Origin of the sequence: Flectobacillus rivi (assembly GCF_030056655.1) — a bacterium.
Taxonomy (GTDB): domain Bacteria; phylum Bacteroidota; class Bacteroidia; order Cytophagales; family Spirosomataceae; genus Flectobacillus; species Flectobacillus rivi.
This window is the reverse complement of the sequence record NZ_JASHIE010000004.1, coordinates 290567-310524: the sequence shown is the minus strand read 5'-3', so window position 1 is coordinate 310524 and position 19958 is coordinate 290567. Positions and strand designations below refer to the sequence as shown.

Sequence of the window (19958 nt, the reverse complement as noted above, 5' to 3'; positions counted from 1 at the left end):
TATTGACATAACCGTTCTCTTTACATAGCTAAAACAGGAACAGAATCCTTAGAGAACTCAGGTGGTTGAAAATTGCAACCTGTTTTAACAAATTACCTTTACAATTAAAACTCATTGACCTCAAAATAGAAATAAATGTCTAAGAATACTGCAAATATCGCCTTCCTATTCATTTTTGTTTTTGCAACAGTCCTACGCTTTTACCATATTAATAACTATGGAATTTTTGGCGATGAAAAGCAAGGAATCATGGTGGCCGTCGGAAATGTGAACATTGGCGGAAAAAAGGCCTTGATGGCTCCAGACAAAACATTTACGCCTAGAGATTTCTGGCAACCCAAAACCATTGCTGAATTATTGGATGCCAACGCACGTGGCGATACCAGCGGGAACGCAACCGTTCATTTAATCACGATGAATATCTTTGGGCATTTGTTTGGGCATTCGGATGGTGCTTTAAGAAGCGTTTCGGCTATCTATAACCTACTCACCATTCTGTTTATCTTTTTGATTGGGCGCAATATTTTTAAGAATGATAAAATTGCGTTGATTGCAGCATTTTTGGCGGCTATCGAACCGTTTTATATTATTTTTAGTCAGCAAGCTCGCTTTTATACCACTTGTATTTTCTTCGGAACAATGGCGTCTTATTACTTTTTACAAATTATGGTAAATGGTAAAAGTTCGTTAAAATATTATGTTGCCTATACTGTCTCGATTATCCTAACTATATTTTCTAACTACCTCACCTTCACAGTGTTTTTAGCACATGGCTTGTATTGGCTCATAGCCGATCGCACATGGGTAAAGCTTCGTAGTTTTATGATTTGTTATGGGATTATGGCTATTCCTTTTGGGCTTTGGATGACCAAAGGACCTGGACAATATGCACTGTTGTATATTAAGGATGCCACTAATTTGTACAATTCTATTTTGAAGAACCCTAAGCTTGCTGCTTCTTATCAAGGATTTATAGATTTGGCTTCAGCCAAAAATCTATTTGTTCGCGGAACATCTATCGTGTCAGATTATTTTATTTTTACAAATGGTTGGTATGAAAAATTTGGCAATAAAATAGCAATCATGCTGGTTGTAGGCTTTTTGTTGGTGGTTACGTTTGTTGTTCTACAAAAAGCAAAAAAGTCTGAATATCAGTTGTTTACTTTTGTGATGCTAATTGTATTTATTCCTTTTGTTTTCTCTGTAGTTTCTGCCTACAAAGCGGGTTTAATGACAGGATTTTACTTTAGATACACCAGCTTTGGTTTACCATTTGTATCAATTTTGATGGCTTGGTTTTTAGTCAAAATGTTTGAAAACCATAAAATACTTTTGGCAGGCTTTGCTGTGATGTTACTTATTCAGTTATATTCATTTGCCAAAATTATCAAGCATTTTTATGCCGACGGACAGCAAAAGTACACGAGTTCACGTAATCGTGTGGCGAATCCATATATCATGGTAGCAGATAAAATCAAGTCGATGTATATGCCTGGCGATACCATTGTTTATCCTTCTTTCTACGCCACAGGTTTTAGTAAAGCAATCGACCGTCCAAAAGGTGAGTTTGATAATCATGATGCACAGTTGGTAAACTTATATCTCCCCAAAGATGCAACATATACTCAACGAATTGCCTTTGAAGAAACAGATAGGGTTTTACTGAAAAGAAAAGGACAAACCATCGTATTGTTCAATTTTGAGGGCATGAAATACCGATACTAGATGTAATTATTGAATTGTGAATATTTAAATATTCACAATTCATCATTCACAATTCATCACTCATACTTAGAAAGCATTTTCAAAATATTAAAATTGATAGATAGTGAAAGAACAAAAAGTCCTGTCGAAATTTTGGTTTTGGGGTTTACTAATCTTACCCATTCTACTGTATTTCCTATTGATTGAGCTTTATGGCATGAATATTCCTTACGTGGACGACCACGGCTTAAAAGGTTTTTTAGTAAAATTCCAAGATAGTAAAACTTGGACAGAAAAAATTGCAGCCATTTTTGCCCAACATAACGAACACAGAATTGGACTTACTCGTATTTGGTTTTTGTTGGTTTATGGGATTTATGGAAGTATTAATTACAAATGGTTAATGTGGTTTGGCAATATCCTGTTAGTAGGTGTGTTGGGGATATATGTTGCCTATTTCAAGAAAAATAAAATATCACTTTTGTACTTTTTGCCGCTTCCTTGGATACTATTAACCTCTATTAATCAGGAAAATACCTATTGGGGAATGGCTTCTATCCAAAATTTTGGAATCGTTTTCCTAAGTCTTTGGGCATTTTGGGAATTAGAGGAGGAAAGACTCATCAGTGCGCTAGTTTTGGTATCCATTGCAGTGTTTACCAGTGGCAATGGTTTTGTTACCTTAGCAATTATGGGTGGTTTTTTATTGTTGAAACAGCGGTGGAAAAACTTGGGTATTTTGGTTTTGTTGGGAGTCTTGCTTGCCTATCTCTATTTTGCAACTTACCAAAAACCTCCAGCAACGCCTTCTGCAACTTTGGCAGACTTGAAAAAAGTTCTTTTAGCTTTTGTCTCTTTTGCTGGAAGTGCCGCCGATGTATCACTCGATTCAGCGATTTCGGCACGAACTATTAAGGCGATTTTGTTGGGAGGTATATTGTTAATACTAGCATTGATTTGTGTTGTTAGAAATATTCCTTTTGATTTTAGATTGAAAAAATATTCCACTCCTAAAAACTGGCCTGTTTTTATTTTAGCAACCATATTATTAATTGTTTTATCATCGTTTATGGTGGCATGGACAAGGGTTGTGGGATACGGAATGCCAACCATCTTGACGAGCCGTTACAAGATTTACAGTCTTTTGTTTGTGATTACGATGTATGTTTGGCTGTTGCGAGTGCTAGAAGAAAAGCATCGTTGGCGTATGTTTTTGTTTGCTTTACCGTTTTCAATACTGACTTATGTCAACGGATTTTGGCAAAGCGTTTCACAGATAGATTATCACTACAAAGGGTTGATTTGTAATATGTTCAATTGGACGTATGAAGATTTGTCGGGAAAAACTAATAGTCCAACACAGTTTAGATACTATAATCCTGCGACAGTATTTGGGAGTTTGACGCCCATTTTGTTGACCAATGATTTTAGTCATGACCCACAAATCAAATTAGAAGAAGCCAAAGTGCAAGATGGTAATGTCGTGATTCGTGGTGTTGGTGATTTCCATTTTCCTTGGCTCGACCCTGATAATGGAGTCTATTTGATTGCTAAATCAGAAAAACGAGTATATGTGTTTCCTCTTCGTTCGGTGAAAGCAGGCGTACGGTTATTGATAGGAGGGCATGCAGTTTTTGGACCTTATTTTGAAAACCAAATTCCAACCTTTGAGTTTGATGCAGGTACTTACAAACTAGCTATTTTGGCAGTTGAAGATACTCAAAAACGTATTTTGAACACGCAACAGAGCATTACCATAGAGGCTGATAATAGAAAAGCCGTGGAGACGAATTGGTAAATGGTGAATTGTGAATGACGAATTGTGAATCGTCCTTGCTTAAAACTTAGGGTATTTGATTTTCGACGAGGATATTTTGTTCATTTTCTTGATTTCTCAAAATTCACAATTCGCAATTCATCATTCACAACTCACAATTACTTCGGTGAGGTTGGTCTTACTTCGATTTTACTTGGTAAGGTACGTGCAGGAAGTTTGATTAGGTCCGCAACGATTTGACCGATATCCTCTGGTTGGATTTTCCAAGCATCTTGTTCATTTGGTGTATGACCATTGAAATACGTTGCTACTGACCCTGGCATAATCGTTGTCACTTTGATACCCTCGCTACGCACGTCCATCATAAGCGCCTGTGTAAATCCTACCAAACCAAATTTGCTGGCATTATAAGCGGTTCCTTTGGCGAAGAAATTAGTTCCTGCTAAGCTCGAAATAGAAATAAAATACCCTTGTGTAGCTTTTAAAGCCTCAAGTGTAGCTTTTGTGGTAAAGAATACACCTGTCAAGTTGATGTCAATTGTTTCTTGCCATTGTTCTTCGGTCAAGTCCTGAACAGGAGCAAAGTGACCTACACCAGCATTGGCAACTACATAGTCGATTCTTCCCCAAGTGGCTAATACTTTCGCTACTGCGGCCTCTTGTGATGAAAGACTTCTTACATCCGACTCCAAGCCCAGTGCGTATCCTTCTTTGATTTCGTTTAATGTTGCAGCAGCTTCCTCAGCGCCAGCCAACGAACGACTGGTGATAGCAACTTTGATACCTTCTTTGATTAATACCTCGGCGATTCCGTAGCCAATACCTTTCGAACCTCCTGTAATAAATGCAGTTTTGATTTCAGACATAATTTTTGTTGGGATATAGGTTATTGGGTAGCTTTTCGTAAAAAATCACTACCCAATAACCTTGTGTGATAACCCTTTTAGAACTGATATTTTGACAAAATAGTTTAGTCAATAATCGACTGATAAATCATTTGTTGTACCTGTTTTTCAATTCCTCCGTCTTTTTTCGGCCAAACTTGGAACATTACTACCAGTAATAAATCCTCTTTTGGGTCGATGGTATAATGTGTGTAATACATACCGCCCCATTCGAAGGCTCCTTCCGAACTAGGCAAAGATGCTTTTCCTTTTTGGGTATAAATTTCAAATCCTAAGCCAAATTTATTGGTGTTATCTCTGATATTGAGTTCACCAATTTGGTTGGTAGTCATCAGCTCGACAGTTTTACGACTCAACAAACGAGTTTTGTTAAAAGTCCCACCATTCAAGAGCATTTGGCAAAGTTTGGCATAATCTAAAGCGGTAGAGGTCAAACCAGCACCGCCAGAAAAGTATTTTCTTTCGCCCGAAATAGGGTAATCAGTCCATTGTGAACGAGGCTTTGGTGTAATACCTTTTTCTTTTCCTATTTCTTCATAAACTGTCACCAGTCGATTTTTCTTGGCATCGTCGATATAAAAACCCGTATCATTCATGCCTAGTGGCTCGAATATTTTTTTCTTCAAAAATTGGTCAAAAGGCATTCCTGAAACGACTTCGACAAAATAGCCCAAAACGTCGGTATTGAGTCCATAAGTGAATTTTTCGCCTGGTTCATGAAACTTAGGTAAAGCTCCCAAGCGATTCATTGTTTCGGCAATCGTTTCGTTTTGAGTAGAAAAATAATAAGGAATTTTAGCCTTTCCGTACAAAGCATTTTGATAAGGAATACCCGCAGTATGGCTCAATAAATGTCGAATTGTAATTTCTTTTTTAGCAGGATGCGAGGTATAAGTACTATCCTGAGGATTGATTTGGTCGACAATTTGCCCATTTTTAAAAGCAGGAATATATTTAGAAATAGGGTCGTCCAAACTAAATAAACCTTCTTCATAAAGCATCATGACCGCCACCGAAGTAGCCGCTTTGGTCATAGACATGATACGAAAAATATCATCTGTTTTTTGGACTTTTTTAGCTTCAATATCACTCATTCCATAGGCCTTATGCAATACCAATTGTCCATGACGAGCAGCTAATACCACTGCACCAGGAATACGCTTTTCAGCGATTTTTCGATTGAGTAATTGCTCTATTCTATTCAAACGCTCGGTAGACATTCCTACTTTTTCGGGAGCTATTCCTGCAGTAAATAGTTGAGGTTTTTGAGCAAAAGCAGTAATTGTAAAGAGAAATAGGTAAAAAAGGAAGAGCTTTTTCATGTTATAGTATCGAGAGATTATGTGTTTGATTTAGTGAGAGGTAAGCAGGTCAAAGAGAAAAATCTCTTTGACCAATAAATTATAGTTTTGTAGCTAAAATTAGCTCAGCAGGACCTGCCAAAAACTCTCCAGAAGTTTTGCCAAATTCTACTAAATGGGTATTTGCCAAGTGTTTATCTAAATGCTCTTGACTTTCCCAGTTTTCGTAAAAATAGAAAATAGGAGCATCTTCGTTAGATTGGTGCAATACATAATCAATACATCCTTCCTCTGCAACAGTAGGAGGAATAAGTCCTAATAAAGCTTGTTTAGCAATCTCTTCTTTGCCTGCTTGTGCTGTAATTTTTGCGATAACGGTTAACATACGTTGGTTTTTTTTTTAGTAAAATTGTATTTCTATGCTATAGGCTTTAAGCCCTAAGCCAAATGCTTAAAAGTGTTCCTGAGAAAAGAATAGGAATATTTTGCTGAAAGCTCAATCAGACAAAAAAATAATTACGGATATAAAGTGTTGACAATTAAAAATTTAGATTTACAATTCACAACTAGTACTGTACGGAGGTTGGAGGTTAAGCTTTATCATTCAATAAAATTGGTGTAGCGGTAACTCTTGCAGTTACCGCATTCAAAATGGCAACCGCAAGGGTTGCTGCTACATCCAAAAAAACAATAAATAAGAACTCTTTTGAACAAAATAAAAACCTTCGTACAGTCCTAATTCACAACTCAGCACTTATATCTATTTGCCACAGCATTTTTTGTATTTCTTTCCACTTCCACAAGGACATGGAGCGTTTCGGTCAATTTTTTGATTGACAGGTGGTTGAAATTTACCTGATACGTAATACCAACGATTTTGCTCTTTTACAAAACTTGAATATTCGTAATGCGTGCGAGCAATTCCATCAGCATCTTTAAAAGAAGCTCTGAACTCCACTTCTCCTTGCGTATCAGTACTTTTTCCATTTTTTGTTGAAAGTACTTCGAGTTTAATCCAGTTATTTTCGGTAGCCCACTCACGAATTGACGACGGATCAAAATCACTTCTTCGGCTTGGATGGGTGGTTTCGACAAGATAGTCAACATTTATTTTGCTATAAGCAGTATATCTGGAACGCATCAATTGTTCTGCGGTCGGAGCAAATTCTTTACCTTCAATAAAAGGCTCGCAACATTCAGTATATGCTTTTTGAGAACCGCAAGGGCATAATTCGGCTAGTGACATTGGGGCAATGGAAATATGTTTTGAATAAATACAAAGATAGTACCCCTTGAGGTTTTATGACTAGGTATCGAGATGTTTTTAGAAATACGAAAAGCGCCATAGATATCACAAAGCACAGAATCAACTGTATATTGTCATACCTATGGCGCTTTAATTTTCTTCGAAAAGAATTGTTAATCTACTCTTCGGTTTTCTTTTCCATTTTTTTCCAAATATAGAAAACAGGAATGCCTAACGCTACAATACCAACACCCGCCCACGAAGGAATAGGTTTATAAATCAGCAAGTTAACGCAAAGCCCTGCTGCAAAAATTAAATAGATTGCAGGAATCAATGGATAACCAAAAGCTTTGTAAGGACGTGGGGTATCTGGTTGTTTTTTTCTTAGAATAAATACGCCACCGATAGTCAAGATATAAAATACCAGAATCGAGAATACTGTATAATCTAATAAATCACCGTAAGTGCCTGATAAACACAATAATGATGCCCAAACTCCTTGAATTATTAATGAAAATCCTGGGACGCCATTTTTATTGATTTCGCCTGCTTTTTTGAAAAACAAGCCATTTTTTGCCATGGCATAATATACACGAGCACCCGAAAGAATGATACCATTGTTACAACCAAAGGTCGAAATCATGATAAACACTGCCATAATAATAGCGGCAGGATTCCCGAAAATCATCTCGGCAGCAGCCGTTCCTACTCGGTCGTTGGTAGCAAACATAATACCTCTCGAAAGCGTATCGGGTGCATTGGGATGACCCTGTACTGGCAGTAACATCAAATAGGCCACATTGGCTAAAATGTAGAGAGCACTCACGGTCAAAGTTCCATATAGCAAAGAGAGAGGAATATCTCTTTTAGGATTTTTCATTTCGCCAGCGATATAAGTAACGTTGTTCCATGCTGATGATGAAAATAACGGTCCAATCAACGCCAAACCAACAGCAGACCAAAGACCAATACCCGATAGGTATTCGTAGTCAATGATTTTTCCTTTTTCCCAAATAATTTTAACAGGACTCCAGAAGTCGATCGCATTAATTGCCCATACGCCTTTGTCTGGATTTAGCCCTACGATAATACCTACGACAGCCAAGCCAAGCAAAGCGCCGATTTTAGTTACAGTGAAAATGAGTTGAACAATTTTAGCATTTTTTACGCCTTTGAGGTTGATAAAGGTAAGAAAAGCAATAAGCGCAATGGCTAAGAATTGTTGAGTACTAAAGAAACCCAAGAAAGGTTGGTCGTTGATAAGGTCGGGGAGGAGTACGCCAGTGTATTTGGCAAAAGCCACCGCTACTGCGGCAATCGTACCAGTTTCGATAACCAAAAAGGTCGTCCATCCGAACAAAAAACCTACTAAGGGATTATATGCCTCACGAAGATATACGTATTGTCCGCCAGCGTTGGGCATCATGCCTGCGAGTTCGCCATACGATAAGGCAGAGATGAGTGTAATAATACCAGTAATAATCCAAGTGAGGAGGAGGTATCCTGGCGATCCAAGGTTACGAGTTACATCTGCCGAAACGATGAAAATCCCCGAACCAATCATAGAGCCAATCACAATCATACTGGCATCTAGCAATCCTATTTCTTTCTTTAGTTGTTGATTTTTTTCCATACTCAAAGAAAAGAAAAAACCTTCAACCAAACAAGAGGGCTTATACCGCCAAAACGTATAGATAGGTGTCTTATTCGACAAAATAAAAGCTCATTCCGACAAATATGCCAAAATGAGCTATAGTTTTTATATGAACAAAGTAAGGAAATGCAACAAAGTGAATTATTTAGGTAATACTAGCAGTGGCATATTGAAGTTCTGAATAAAATGTTTAGTCACGCTAGTATGAAAAAGGTTGTCAAAGAAGCCTCGGTCTTTCATGGCCAATACCAACAAGTCTCCTTGATTTTTCTGAAGATAATTCTCAATTCCTTCGATGGGATTACTACCCAAGGTAAGGTGGCTTTCGATATTCTCATTTTCAAAAAAAGTCAATAACCAATCTCCTAAGGTTTCGTCATCAGCCAAATTAGATTCTTCGACATCATGGATATGAAGAATATTAGTTTTTGCTTTAAAACGTTCTGCTATATCAACAATTTGTCTGACAATTGTAACTTCATTATTCGTATAATCTGAGGCATAAATAATATGCTTCATATCTTGAATATGGGCATTATCTGGGATGACAAATACAGGACAAGTCGAATTTTTCACAACTTGATAGGTATTACTTCCTATGATATTGCTCCAAATATCTTTAGCCCCTCTAGTGCCCATAACGATAAACTCGGCGTTTACCTGTTGGGATACCTGCTCTATTACATCTGAAATAACGCCATAGATACTCAAAAGCTTCACCTCATTTTTAAAGTCCTTTAAGTACTGACTTTTGACCGTGACTAACTGTTTATCTGAGGCTTTCTGAGCTTCATGGATTTCCTGCTCGATTTGAGAAGGGGATTCATAAGGCAAAGACCCAGTAAGATTAAACACATGCAATAGCACCAAGTCAAGGTTAAGGTTTTGAGCCACGGTACTAGCAAATACAAGCGCTTTTTGAGCTGTATCACTAAAGTCGGTAGGTACTACAACTGTTTTCATAGAGTTTGTTGTTTTGTTGATACAAATTTGACAAGATTTCGGCTCTCTATGAATGAGGCTCGTTAGGCGCACTACTGTTTAAAGTCATGATTTTTTATGCGATTAACTCTTTTTTCAAGCAATAATCTCCAAGGTGTCAGATGTTTGTAGTCATTTAAGCCAAAGGCTTCTACTGCATTTTTGTGGATATGTTCTTTTGCTTCTTTCAAAGAATCTGTAATTAAAAAAAGAGAAAGATCCTCTGACGAAATGGTTCCTGCTTTTTCCATTGCTACAATTTGTTCGTAGAGTTTTTGATAAAACTCCTTGCCAAATAGGACAATTGGAAATGGACTCATTTTATGAGTTTGTATCAAAGTGATAGCTTCAAACATTTCGTCGAGTGTTCCAAAACCTCCTGGCATGACAATAAAGCAATATGAATATTTGCTTAAAAGAACTTTTCGAACAAAGAAAAAATCGAACTCGACAACTTTATCCAGATATGGATTGGGGGCTTGTTCGTGAGGCAAAACAATATTACAGCCTACCGACAAACCTCCTGCCTCTTTAGCTCCGCGATTGGCAGCTTCCATGATTCCACCACCTCCGCCAGTCATGACGGTAAAGCCCATATTGGCTAACATTGCACCAATTTTTCGGGCTTGTTCATAATATGGCGTACCTTCTTGCAAACGTGCAGAGCCAAATACGGTTGCACATGGACCTACAAAATGCAGTACTCGAAAGCCTCGGATAAACTCAGCGAGTACTTTTAATACATACTTCAACTCATGCCATCGTGAGTTTTTGTGGGTCAGAAAACGATGTTCGGATTTTGACATGGGATTAATTTTTATTCGTGAAATAGCGTATTTAGGAGATAGTGCTTAGGCATCAGGTTTTAGTTTGTAGGATTGCCTTTTGTCAAAAATATCTTAATCTCCCAGTCTTGTTCTTGATTGCCGTCAATAGTTGAGTTGATTTATATCATTATTTATAGAAAAACTTTAATTGTCATAAATGAAAAGTGGCGTATTGCCGTTATGTAGAATAGGAATATAATTATAGAATTGATAGGAAGAAATAGTAAAGGTCTTAATTGTAATCTATTGATAAACAGATGTTATAGTTGAAGTTTATGACTGTATTTATGAATATTTTTTTGTTTGTATCCTTGCTTTTCCATTTGGGTAAAGTTGATACCAGAAAGGATGAAACGACTTTTCACCTACCTAAATTTGTCGCCGAAAAATTGCAACAAATACAACAATCAGATGCACGAATCCGAGGAAAGAAAATAGCCTGTTTTATCGATTTTTCACAGCCTTCGTTCGAGAAAAGGCTGTATGTGATTGATTTGCAAAAACAAGTGTGTTTGATGAATACGTGGGTGGCGCATGGAAAAGGCTCAGGCAGAAATGCAATGGCAGAATATTTCTCGAATGATTCGGGAAGTTTATGTTCAAGCTTGGGCGTATTCGAGCCAATTGGTCAATTTTATGGAAAGCATGGCTTAAGTATCCGACTCAAAGGATTGGACAAAGGCGTAAACGACAATGCCGTTGATAGAGGAATTATCGTGCATGCCGCAGACTATATTTCTGAAAAGAATGCAAGTTTTTACAAACGTCAAGGTAATTCTTTCGGTTGTTTTGCTGTCATGCCAACGATGATTGAGTCTTTGGTGAAATTAGTCAACCAGCCAAACGCAGTGATTGTGGCAGTTAAGTGAAAAAATGGGAGTAATGAAATTAAAGTTTTAATTATATCTTATTCTTCTATTATTTTTTTCAACTCTTCTACCTTTGGTAAATACAACAAGTATTTACTCGCAAATATCTGTTTGTTATCTTTTGGTAGCGTGATTTCAACCATGGCATCTTTCTTGTCTTTGCACAAAATGATTCCTATGGTAGGTAATTCATCTTCTGTCTTAACAAATCGATCGTAATAATTTACATACATTTGCATTTGACCTAAATCCTGATGTTTCAATTTCCCAATTTTTAGATCAATTAGAACAAAACATCGCAAAAGTCGATTATAAAAGACTAAATCTACTCGAAAGTGCTCTTCATCAAATGTAAATCGTACTTGCCTTCCAACAAAAGTGAATCCCTTCCCGAGTTCAAGTAAAAAATGCTCTAGACGGTCTATTATTGCTTGCTCAAGTTGTGTTTCAGAATAATTGGACTGTTCCTTTAAATTCAGAAACTCTAAAATATATGGGTCCTTTAAGGTCTCCAAAGGATTAGTGACATTTGTTTCTACCGAACGGTCTTGGTTATTAGCGTTCTTCGAAATCATTAAACGATGATATACAGCGGAGTTGATTTGCCTTTCTAATGTCCTAACGCTCCATGTGTTTTGTTCAGCTTCTTTTTGATAATAAGCTCGTTCATCTTCATCCTCTATACGCATTAAGTGTATGTAATGTGTCCAACTTAAGTTTTGCGAAATCGGTGATTTCGCATTCTTGAAAATAATATAAAATTTACGAATTAGCTCAAGGTTTCTTTTAGAATAGCCCTTGCCAAATTCAATAGTTAATCTTTCAGATAGCTCTGAAAGAATAAAGGTTCCGTAGTCTGCATAGCTTTTCCCTTTTTGCTCTTGTTCAACAATTTGTTTTCCCAATTCAAAATAGGTATAAACCATAACGGAGTTAACTTGCTTTAGTAAAGTATCTTGAGCTTTACGTAAAAGCAACCTAATATTCTCAAAAAAAAGATTATCTAATTTTGTGTCCATCTTCAATGTGAAAAGCTAAAGTGATTTAAAACTCTATCCTCGTAGAAATGAAAATTATGTATTTGGAGTAGTGATCTTGTATTGAATTAAGTTAAGCTCATTTTAAGAGTAAGTACATCACACAGAGGCAAATATAAGTAAATGTTAGTGTTTATCACGGTTTATTTATATTTGGATGGAATAGTAATCGGAATTTATTTTGGGTGAATATATCAATATGCCTAGTCCAAGACTTTGTCTCGAACTAGTGATTACACTTTCAAATAACGAATTAAAGAGTTTCCTCTACCTCACTTTCTGATAAACATCTGAGTAAAAGACCAAATCGCCTTTTTCATTAATTCCAGAACACAAATAGCTAATCAATAGCGGTACATTGGGTTGAACTTGAAAATAAATAGGCTTCAAATCTGGTTCATGCTGCTGGGCAACTAGCTTTTGAATCAATGAAGGATTTCCTAATAGTTTCTCGGCTAGTTCTGTTGGTTTTTCTAAACGAATGCAACCGTGACTCAACCAGCGGCTATTTTTCTGAAAGAGCTTTTTGGCGTTGGTATCATGTAAGTATACCGTAAATGGGTTGTCAAAATCAAACTTTATAATCCCTAAAGAATTATCGCATCCTGCCACTTGTCGTAATTTATAAGGAAAGTTTTTGGCATTAAAACTCGACCAAGGAAGTGTTGTTTCATCTAACACATTCCATTTTTGGTCAAGCACTTGTATGCTGTTATTGCTCAAATAATTGATATCTTTTTGAATTTGAGGTAACATTTCTTTGATAGCAATACTCGATGGTACAAACCAATAAGGGAAGAAAATACATTGCTTAATCGTACTCATCAAACTTGGTGTTGGCGTTTGGGGGTTGCCAACAATCACTCTCATCGATAAGACTTTGGTTTGTGCTTCAATCATCGAAAACTCAGCAGAGGGAATATTGACCCATAGATATGTTGGATAATTCCATGCACTCAAGAAGCGAATATAATTGAGGTCGTACTTCAGTTGATTTAGAAGTTGAAACTTATTAGTATTTAGTACTTTAAGCGTATTGTTACCTAATTTTCCATCTGCTTCAAGATTGAATTTTTCCTGAAATTTCTTTAATGCTTCTATCAAAATAATTTCGCTATCATAAATCGTAAGCGACTCTATACATTTCCAGAAGACTAACTTTTGTTGAAGACTTTTATTTTCTACTAATGTTTTAGTCAATTTTGTGGGAATAAATAGACTGTCTGGCACATTTAGTAATCGTTGGTATGTTTCTAATACCTTCTTGTAATGTTGACTTTTTACCTCATATATTTCGAGAAGTTTAGAGAAAGATCCATATTTGATATTTTGATGAAGGACTTGAGGAGTGTTTACAGGCTGATTTTGATATTCAATACCATTAAATGCTAATGTTTTGGGCTTGATTCCAGCGGTAAAATCACTGAAATATGACAGCATCGCATGAGTGCATAACAGCTCATATTCAAGCTGGTTGACGTTTGGCTGAATAAGATAGTCGAAGTGATATTCTTGCGAGTTTAGCCCATATTGTACGGCTTTGCGAAGTTCTTCTATAAAACTTTCTTGAAATGCCTTGTTTTGATGCCAAATAGGTTGAAAGTTATTGTCTTTATAAAAAGCCTGTAACTCCGAGGGTTCAGTAATACTGAGTTGTTTGGCAAAAACAGGGTCTTCGCACAATTGTTTTAATAAGCTTTCAATGTTTTCTTGGGCAAAAGTAGTTGCCGAAACAAGAAGTAAGATAATTGAGAAATAGACCTTTTTCATAAAATAAATAGCTTGTTGTGGAAGACTTTTACAAAGGTCGCTTGGAAAGGAGAGGAGTAAACTGAGTAGTTCAAGCTGAAAAAATGATAATTATCATTCATCAAAAAAGCCATCCCCTAAGGAATGGCTTGTATACTATTTGCAGATGATACAGCGCTTATTTTGTTCCGTATTTTTCTGAATACTTTTTGTACAAACGTTTTTGCTTGTCATCCAAGTCGATTTTTTTACCTTGAATGAATGCGTGCTCAACTTTTGCTGAACGCATATCTAACAAATCGCCTTGTGATACAACCAAAGTAGCTTGTTTGCCAACTTCCAAAGAACCCACATATTTGTCGATGCCCAAGATTTTAGCATTGTTGATAGTTACCAACTTCAAAGCATCGTCTTTTGACATACCGTGTCCAGCAACAGTACCTGCCAAGAAAGGCAAGTTACGTGTGCGCCAGTGCATACCAATATATGCCAAACCAACCGTTACACCTTTTTGAGCCAATAATTGAGGCAATTTGTAAGGCAAATCTGTATCGTCGTCAATACTATTTGGCAAACGGTGTGTACCTGATACAATCACAGGAACGTTGTTGTCACGCAAAAAGTCTGCTGCTAAAAGAGACTCTTCACCACCGATAATTACTACACTTTTAACACCTTTTGATTTAGCAAACTGAACAGCTTCGATGATTTCTTTACCATAATCAGCCGAGATATACAATTTTTTAGTACCATCAAAAAGCCCTTTCATTGCCTCCAATTTTACATTGATAGGATTAGGGTTTTTGATTTGAGCATAAGCTGTTGCATCGTCGAACAACTGGGCTAATTCACGAATTTGCTCTTCTTTTTTATCATTTTTCTTGGTTGTTGAAGAAAACGTTTCGAAGTTGAATTCACGTTTGAAATAACCAACCCAGTTAAGGTGAACACCATCATCTTTCTTCAAAACGGCATCTTCCCAGTTCCAACCATCCAAATTCATGATGGAAGACATACCAGAAATAATTTCACCTACTGGTGTAACTTGTGTAATCAAAACGCCATTACCACGAACTGTAGGAATCAATTCTGAGTCAGTGTTATAAGCAATCAAAGCACGAACGTGAGGGTTGATAGCGCCAACTTCTTGTTGGTCAACTGTAGCACGAACTGCTTCGATTTCTACCAAACCTAGTTGGTTGGCAGGAGCGATCAAGCCAGGGAAAACGTGTTTTCCTGTTACATCGATTGTTTCTGTACCAGTTTTATCATAAGCAGTTCCCGCAGGACCAACTTTAGTGATAACACCTTTATCAAAAACGATTACACCATTTTCAATCACAGGACCTGCTGCGGTGTGTATAGTGGCACCCGTCAAAGCAATAGGCTTAGACTGAGGGGTAGCAGCCGCTTGGTTTTGAGCGAAGGTCGTCTTCACACCCAAAAACAAAGCTAGCGTATATAATAATGCTGATTTTTTCATTTTGTAATAAAATTTTAAGTCATGAAAAATGCCTTTTGGGGCATTTTATCTTAAAACATGTACTGAATTTGAGACAAATAATGCTTCGATAACGTAGCAGAGTAGTAAATGTGCGATATTCACCATTCACAACTCACCATTCAACACTCTATTTGTCACAGTTGTCTTGTAACTGCAATGTACCAAATGCACGAGTTTCACCTTCTTCTTCAGTTAAACCGCCCAAAGAGTTACAAACGAACAATCTTGGTTTGCGCATTTCTGGTCTAGCAGTAGGAGCACCACTTGCTTTTGAATTCAACATTTTTTGAATCAAACGATTACGTTCAGCAGCGATATTAGCACGCAATTCTTTGTCTTTTTCGATGTCGAAGTAAACAGCACCTTCAATGATCGTTTTTTCTGGTTTTGCGTAAACCGAAAGTGGGTTTTCGTTCCAAAGTACAACGTCAGCATCTTTACCAGCTTTAATACTACCCAAACGGTTGTCAAGGTGCATCATTTTAGCAGGGTTCAATGTAACCAATTTCCAAGCTTCTTCTTCAGTAAGACCACCATACATGACTGTTTTTGCAGCCTCTTGATTCAAACGACGAGCCATTTCAGCATCATCAGAGTTGATCGAAGTATTGATACCAACTTTTGTCATCAAAGCAGCGTTGAAAGGAATGGCTTCTTTTACTTCCATTTTGTATGCCCACCAGTCAGCAAAAGTAGAACCACTTGCTCCGTGTGCTTTCATTTTGTCAGCTACTTTATAACCTTCCAAAATGTGAGTAAATGTATTTACTTTGAAACCTAATGAATCAGCTACTTTCAACAACATGTTGATTTCTGACTGTACATAAGAGTGACAAGTAATAAAACGTTTCTTATTCAAAATCTCAGACAATGCATCTAATTCCAAATCACGGCGTGGAGGCGTCAAAGTAGCTTTGTTCGCTGCTTTGTTGTATTCAGCCCAAGCTTTATCGTATTCTTTAGCACGCAAGAAAGCATCCATCATGATTTGCTCAACACCCATACGAGTTTGCGGGAAACGGATACGAGCGCGGTCACCCCAGTTAGCTTGTTTTACGTTTTCACCTAGAGCAAACTTGATATATCCATCCGCATTTTGAATTTTCATTACTTCTGGCGCTTCACCCCATTTCAACTTTACAATTGCAGACTGACCACCAATACAGTTAGCCGAACCGTGTAATAATTGAGAAGAAGTAACTCCACCCGCTAATTGACGGTAAATGTTTACGTCCTCAGAGTTTACCACATCTTCCATACGAACTTCAGCCGTAACCGATTGAGAACCCTCATTTACTGAAAGTAAACCAATATGCGAGTGTTCGTCAAAAATACCATTGGTCAAGTGTTTGCCTGTACCATCAACAACTTTTGCTCCTGTTGCAGACAAGTTTTTACCCACTTGAGCAATTTTACCATCTTTCAATAATACGTCAGTATTTTTCAAAATACCATCCTTTTCGTTTGTCCAAACGGTAGCATTTTTAATCAATAAAGTCTCTGCTTTTGGTTTGGTTTCTGCACCATAACCATTGAAAGGATATACGATTTTGCCAATAGTTGGAACAGGCTTCTTAGTAGTATCTGCTTTTGCTACAGCTTCTTTGAAAGCTTCTTTGAAAATAGCATCAAATTTTACAGGAGTACCTGCTGCATCAAAACCATCGCCTTTGATATTTTTGCCATCGTAATAAGCACTAATACGAGTATCACCTTTGTCTTTTTTAGCATCCAATTTGAAAGATAAAGTCAACAAATCACCAGTTCTTGTCACTTTAGGAGAAACTTTAACTGAATCTGATACTTGGATTTGGAACTCTGGCTTATCTACTTTACCTGTTACGTTCAATTTCAAGCCTGATTTGCCTGCTAAGCTCAAATCGTAAGTAGCACGCATATCAGTAATGTTCATGTTGTTTACAACGTAACGCTTACCTTTTACCCAGTTTTCATAAATTACATTACTTTCCTTGAAAAGATTATCAGATGTAATCAAGAAGTTAGCTAACATACCAGGTTTCAAGCTACCTACCAAGTTATCTACTTTGTTGAATTGAGCAGGAACCGAAGTCAAAGCTGCCAAAGCTACTTTCTCATCCAAACCATATTCTACAGCTTTACGCAAATTTGCCCAGAAATCCGATTTGCTTCTTACGTTAGAAGTTGTGATAGCAAATGATACACCTGCTTTAGCCAAAATAGCTGGGTTGGCAGGAGCCATTTCCCAGTGTTTCATATCTGATAAAGAAACAACACCCGCATCAAATGGGTCTTCTACGTCAGGAGTCGTTGGAAAATTCAATGGAATAATCAATGAAACGCCAGCAGCTTTTACTTCATCAAGACGTTGGTATTCGTCGCCACCACCTTTGATAATGTAATTTACACCAAACTCTTTTCCGATTTTGTTGGCTCTCAAAATACCCAATTTATCAGATACCTCAAATACTTGTGGTACCGATTGGCTGTTGTTGAAAGATTCCAACGAGATATTATATTCTGTATGATTCTTACTTTTTTTGTACCAATCAGCATCCAAATACGTTTGACGCAACAATGCCACCGAACCCATTAATGAGTTTGGATAGTCTTGAGTAGACGAACCTTTTGAAAGAGAATAGTTGGCAGAAACGTTCGTTTTCAATAATGCTTCTTGGTCACGACCGTCGATTAAAGCAACTAATGCTGAGGTTCCACGAACGATACCGTCCTGTACGTGTGTGATGGCAGCACCAAAACCAGCTTTACGCAATTCATCAGCAGCAGTTGGATTGCCTGTATAAATTGTAGCTGCATTTACTTCTGGCAAAACGGCTTGATTCCAGTTGTAAGCTCCTTGTTTTTTTGATTCGAACTGAGGGTCACCTCTGAAGCTACGTCCTTCTCTTTTCAATTCAGGCATACCGTAACTACTATACGCTTCAACGAGTGAAGGATAAATACGCTTGCCTTTTAGGTCGATTACTTGTGTGCCAGCAGGAAGTGTAATGTTTTTGCCTACTGCTTCAATCACCGAGCCCTTAATTACTAAGGTTGCGCCTTCTAAAACAGTGTTTGCATCTGAAACGATGGTGGCATTGACAAATGCGTAAGTGTTTGGACGCTCATCCTGCACGCCGTTTCGAGGAAACGTGGTGGTTTGAGCTCTAAGCACCGTTCCAAACATGATGATGTTGATGAACGTGTAAAGAATCTTCTTCATAAAAAGAAATTTAGATTAAAGGTAGTTTGTGTAAAGTGATATGGCAAACTAAAGGATTTGCCCAATGAAATATTACATCATGTAAAAATTGTATGATAATCTCGAACTTCCAACAAGTTTTGACCAAATTTAGACCAAGTCAGGAATTCTATCGCTTAAATACAAAGCCGTAATTTTTTGGGTAGGATAATAAATAGTTTTTATGATATTTTTCTCGTAAACGTTTCCGTAAACGTTTACGGAAAAATATTCAATAAAACCCTTGAAAAGTGCTATTTTGTTTGTATATCTTTAGGAAAGAATCTCAGAAAACAACTCATTTTTATGATGACTGCAAAAAGAATTACGGATGAAGTAGCTTTATGGAACGCGTTTCGTGGAGGGGATCACGATGCTTTTACGTTAATTTACCGTAGCTATGTAAACCTCTTGTATAACTATAGTACTAGTATTACCCAAGACCGTGAGTTAATCAAGGACTGTTTGCATGATTTGTTTGTAGAGCTTTGGAAAAATCACCAAAATTTAGGCGAAACGACTTCTATTCGTTATTACCTAATGGCTTCTATAAAAAGAAAGTTGGTTCGTCATTTAGAAACCCAACAACGTCAGACTTTACATCATGAAGGGTATTATGTAGAAAACCCAGACTTTGTAGGCTCGCACGAAAACCGTTTGGTGGCTTTTGAAGAAGAGCAGAAGTTTAATCACGTGCTAAATGAGTCTTTTCGTTTTTTGACAAAAAGACAAAGAGAGGCGCTATCTCTGAAATTCTTTCATGATATGGATACCGACCAGATTTCAAACAAAATGAATATCAATCCTCAGTCGGTTTACAATCTTATTTTCGGTGCTTTGAAGACTTTGAAACAACACATTGGCGCCGAGCAAATTGCTTTTGCATAGGGATTAGATTAAATACATAACGATTACAAAAACCTGTCACAAAAATTTGTGCAGGTTTTTTTTATTTTTTTCAGTAGAAAATTACACAATGTGACTTATGTGGTTAAAATTCAAAAAATAAATAGAATAATTATATATCTTTTTTCCATCTACCTCAAAGAAAATATTTCCATTCTTAAACCTACGATTGCCTCATTGTATCCCTATGTTATGATTAATACTCATTGTTAAGTAATTGATAATCATTGTATTGAAATTAAATTGAAAAAACTGTCCTTTTTCGTCTGTAAAATCGA

Annotated in this window: 15 protein-coding genes; 4 read left to right on the top strand and 11 right to left on the bottom strand. The window is 37.0% G+C overall.

Annotated features, from left to right (window positions below; genetic code table 11):
* Positions 1 to 135 precede the first annotated feature (135 nt).
* Entirely contained in the window at positions 136 to 1725 is a 1590-nt protein-coding gene (locus tag QM481_RS07320) for a glycosyltransferase family 39 protein (RefSeq protein ID WP_283381261.1), read from the top strand.
* Between the two features lie 103 nt (positions 1726 to 1828).
* The gene (locus QM481_RS07315) at positions 1829 to 3502 is read left to right on the top strand and encodes a hypothetical protein (RefSeq protein ID WP_283381260.1); all 1674 of its coding nucleotides are present in this window, start codon (positions 1829 to 1831) and stop codon (positions 3500 to 3502) included.
* Between the two features lie 137 nt (positions 3503 to 3639).
* Here QM481_RS07315 and QM481_RS07310 read toward each other — a convergent pair whose 3' ends face one another.
* From QM481_RS07310 to QM481_RS07280, 7 genes are all read right to left on the bottom strand, one after another.
* Positions 3640 to 4347 (bottom strand): SDR family oxidoreductase, encoded by a 708-nt coding sequence (locus QM481_RS07310; RefSeq protein WP_283381259.1) that lies wholly within the window; start codon positions 4345 to 4347, stop codon positions 3640 to 3642.
* 104 nt (positions 4348 to 4451) lie between these two features.
* Positions 4452 to 5708, bottom strand: a complete 1257-nt coding sequence (locus tag QM481_RS07305) for a serine hydrolase domain-containing protein (protein WP_283381258.1) — start codon at positions 5706 to 5708, stop codon at positions 4452 to 4454.
* A gap of 79 nt (positions 5709 to 5787) precedes the next feature.
* The gene (locus QM481_RS07300; protein ID WP_283381257.1) at positions 5788 to 6072 is read right to left on the bottom strand and encodes a putative quinol monooxygenase; all 285 of its coding nucleotides are present in this window, start codon (positions 6070 to 6072) and stop codon (positions 5788 to 5790) included.
* A 375-nt stretch (positions 6073 to 6447) separates the two neighbouring features.
* Positions 6448 to 6933 (bottom strand): YchJ family protein, encoded by a 486-nt coding sequence (locus tag QM481_RS07295; protein WP_283381256.1) that lies wholly within the window; start codon positions 6931 to 6933, stop codon positions 6448 to 6450.
* Between the two features lie 178 nt (positions 6934 to 7111).
* Positions 7112 to 8566 (bottom strand): APC family permease, encoded by a 1455-nt coding sequence (locus tag QM481_RS07290; protein WP_283381255.1) that lies wholly within the window; start codon positions 8564 to 8566, stop codon positions 7112 to 7114.
* A 162-nt stretch (positions 8567 to 8728) separates the two neighbouring features.
* Positions 8729 to 9550 (bottom strand): universal stress protein, encoded by an 822-nt coding sequence (locus QM481_RS07285; protein ID WP_283381254.1) that lies wholly within the window; start codon positions 9548 to 9550, stop codon positions 8729 to 8731.
* 71 nt (positions 9551 to 9621) lie between these two features.
* Positions 9622 to 10374 carry an LOG family protein gene (locus QM481_RS07280; protein ID WP_283381253.1) on the bottom strand — a complete coding sequence of 251 codons (753 nt, stop codon included), beginning with the start codon at positions 10372 to 10374 and terminating at the stop codon, positions 9622 to 9624.
* 308 nt (positions 10375 to 10682) lie between these two features.
* Here QM481_RS07280 and QM481_RS07275 point away from each other — a divergent pair, with 308 nt between their 5' ends.
* Positions 10683 to 11264, top strand: coding sequence for a murein L,D-transpeptidase catalytic domain family protein (locus tag QM481_RS07275; protein ID WP_283381252.1), 582 nt, complete (start codon positions 10683 to 10685; stop codon positions 11262 to 11264).
* A gap of 38 nt (positions 11265 to 11302) precedes the next feature.
* Here the strand turns inward: QM481_RS07275 and QM481_RS07270 are convergent, their stop codons facing one another.
* From QM481_RS07270 to QM481_RS07255, 4 genes are all read right to left on the bottom strand, one after another.
* On the bottom strand, positions 11303 to 12283 hold the full coding sequence (locus QM481_RS07270) for a PDDEXK nuclease domain-containing protein (RefSeq protein ID WP_283381251.1): 981 nt from the start codon (positions 12281 to 12283) through the stop codon (positions 11303 to 11305).
* Positions 12284 to 12568: 285 nt separating this feature from the next.
* On the bottom strand, positions 12569 to 14071 hold the full coding sequence (locus QM481_RS07265) for a L,D-transpeptidase family protein (protein ID WP_283381250.1): 1503 nt from the start codon (positions 14069 to 14071) through the stop codon (positions 12569 to 12571).
* Between the two features lie 157 nt (positions 14072 to 14228).
* Positions 14229 to 15533 (bottom strand): amidohydrolase family protein, encoded by a 1305-nt coding sequence (locus QM481_RS07260; protein WP_283327409.1) that lies wholly within the window; start codon positions 15531 to 15533, stop codon positions 14229 to 14231.
* A 148-nt stretch (positions 15534 to 15681) separates the two neighbouring features.
* Complete coding sequence (locus QM481_RS07255) at positions 15682 to 18756, bottom strand: amidohydrolase family protein (RefSeq protein ID WP_283381249.1); 3075 nt, start codon at positions 18754 to 18756, stop codon at positions 15682 to 15684.
* A gap of 324 nt (positions 18757 to 19080) precedes the next feature.
* On the opposite strand from QM481_RS07255, the gene QM481_RS07250 reads away from it, so the two are divergent.
* A complete protein-coding gene (locus tag QM481_RS07250) occupies positions 19081 to 19662 on the top strand; it encodes an RNA polymerase sigma factor (protein ID WP_205691039.1) in 582 nt (193 codons plus the stop codon).
* The last annotated feature ends 296 nt before the right edge of the window (positions 19663 to 19958 follow it).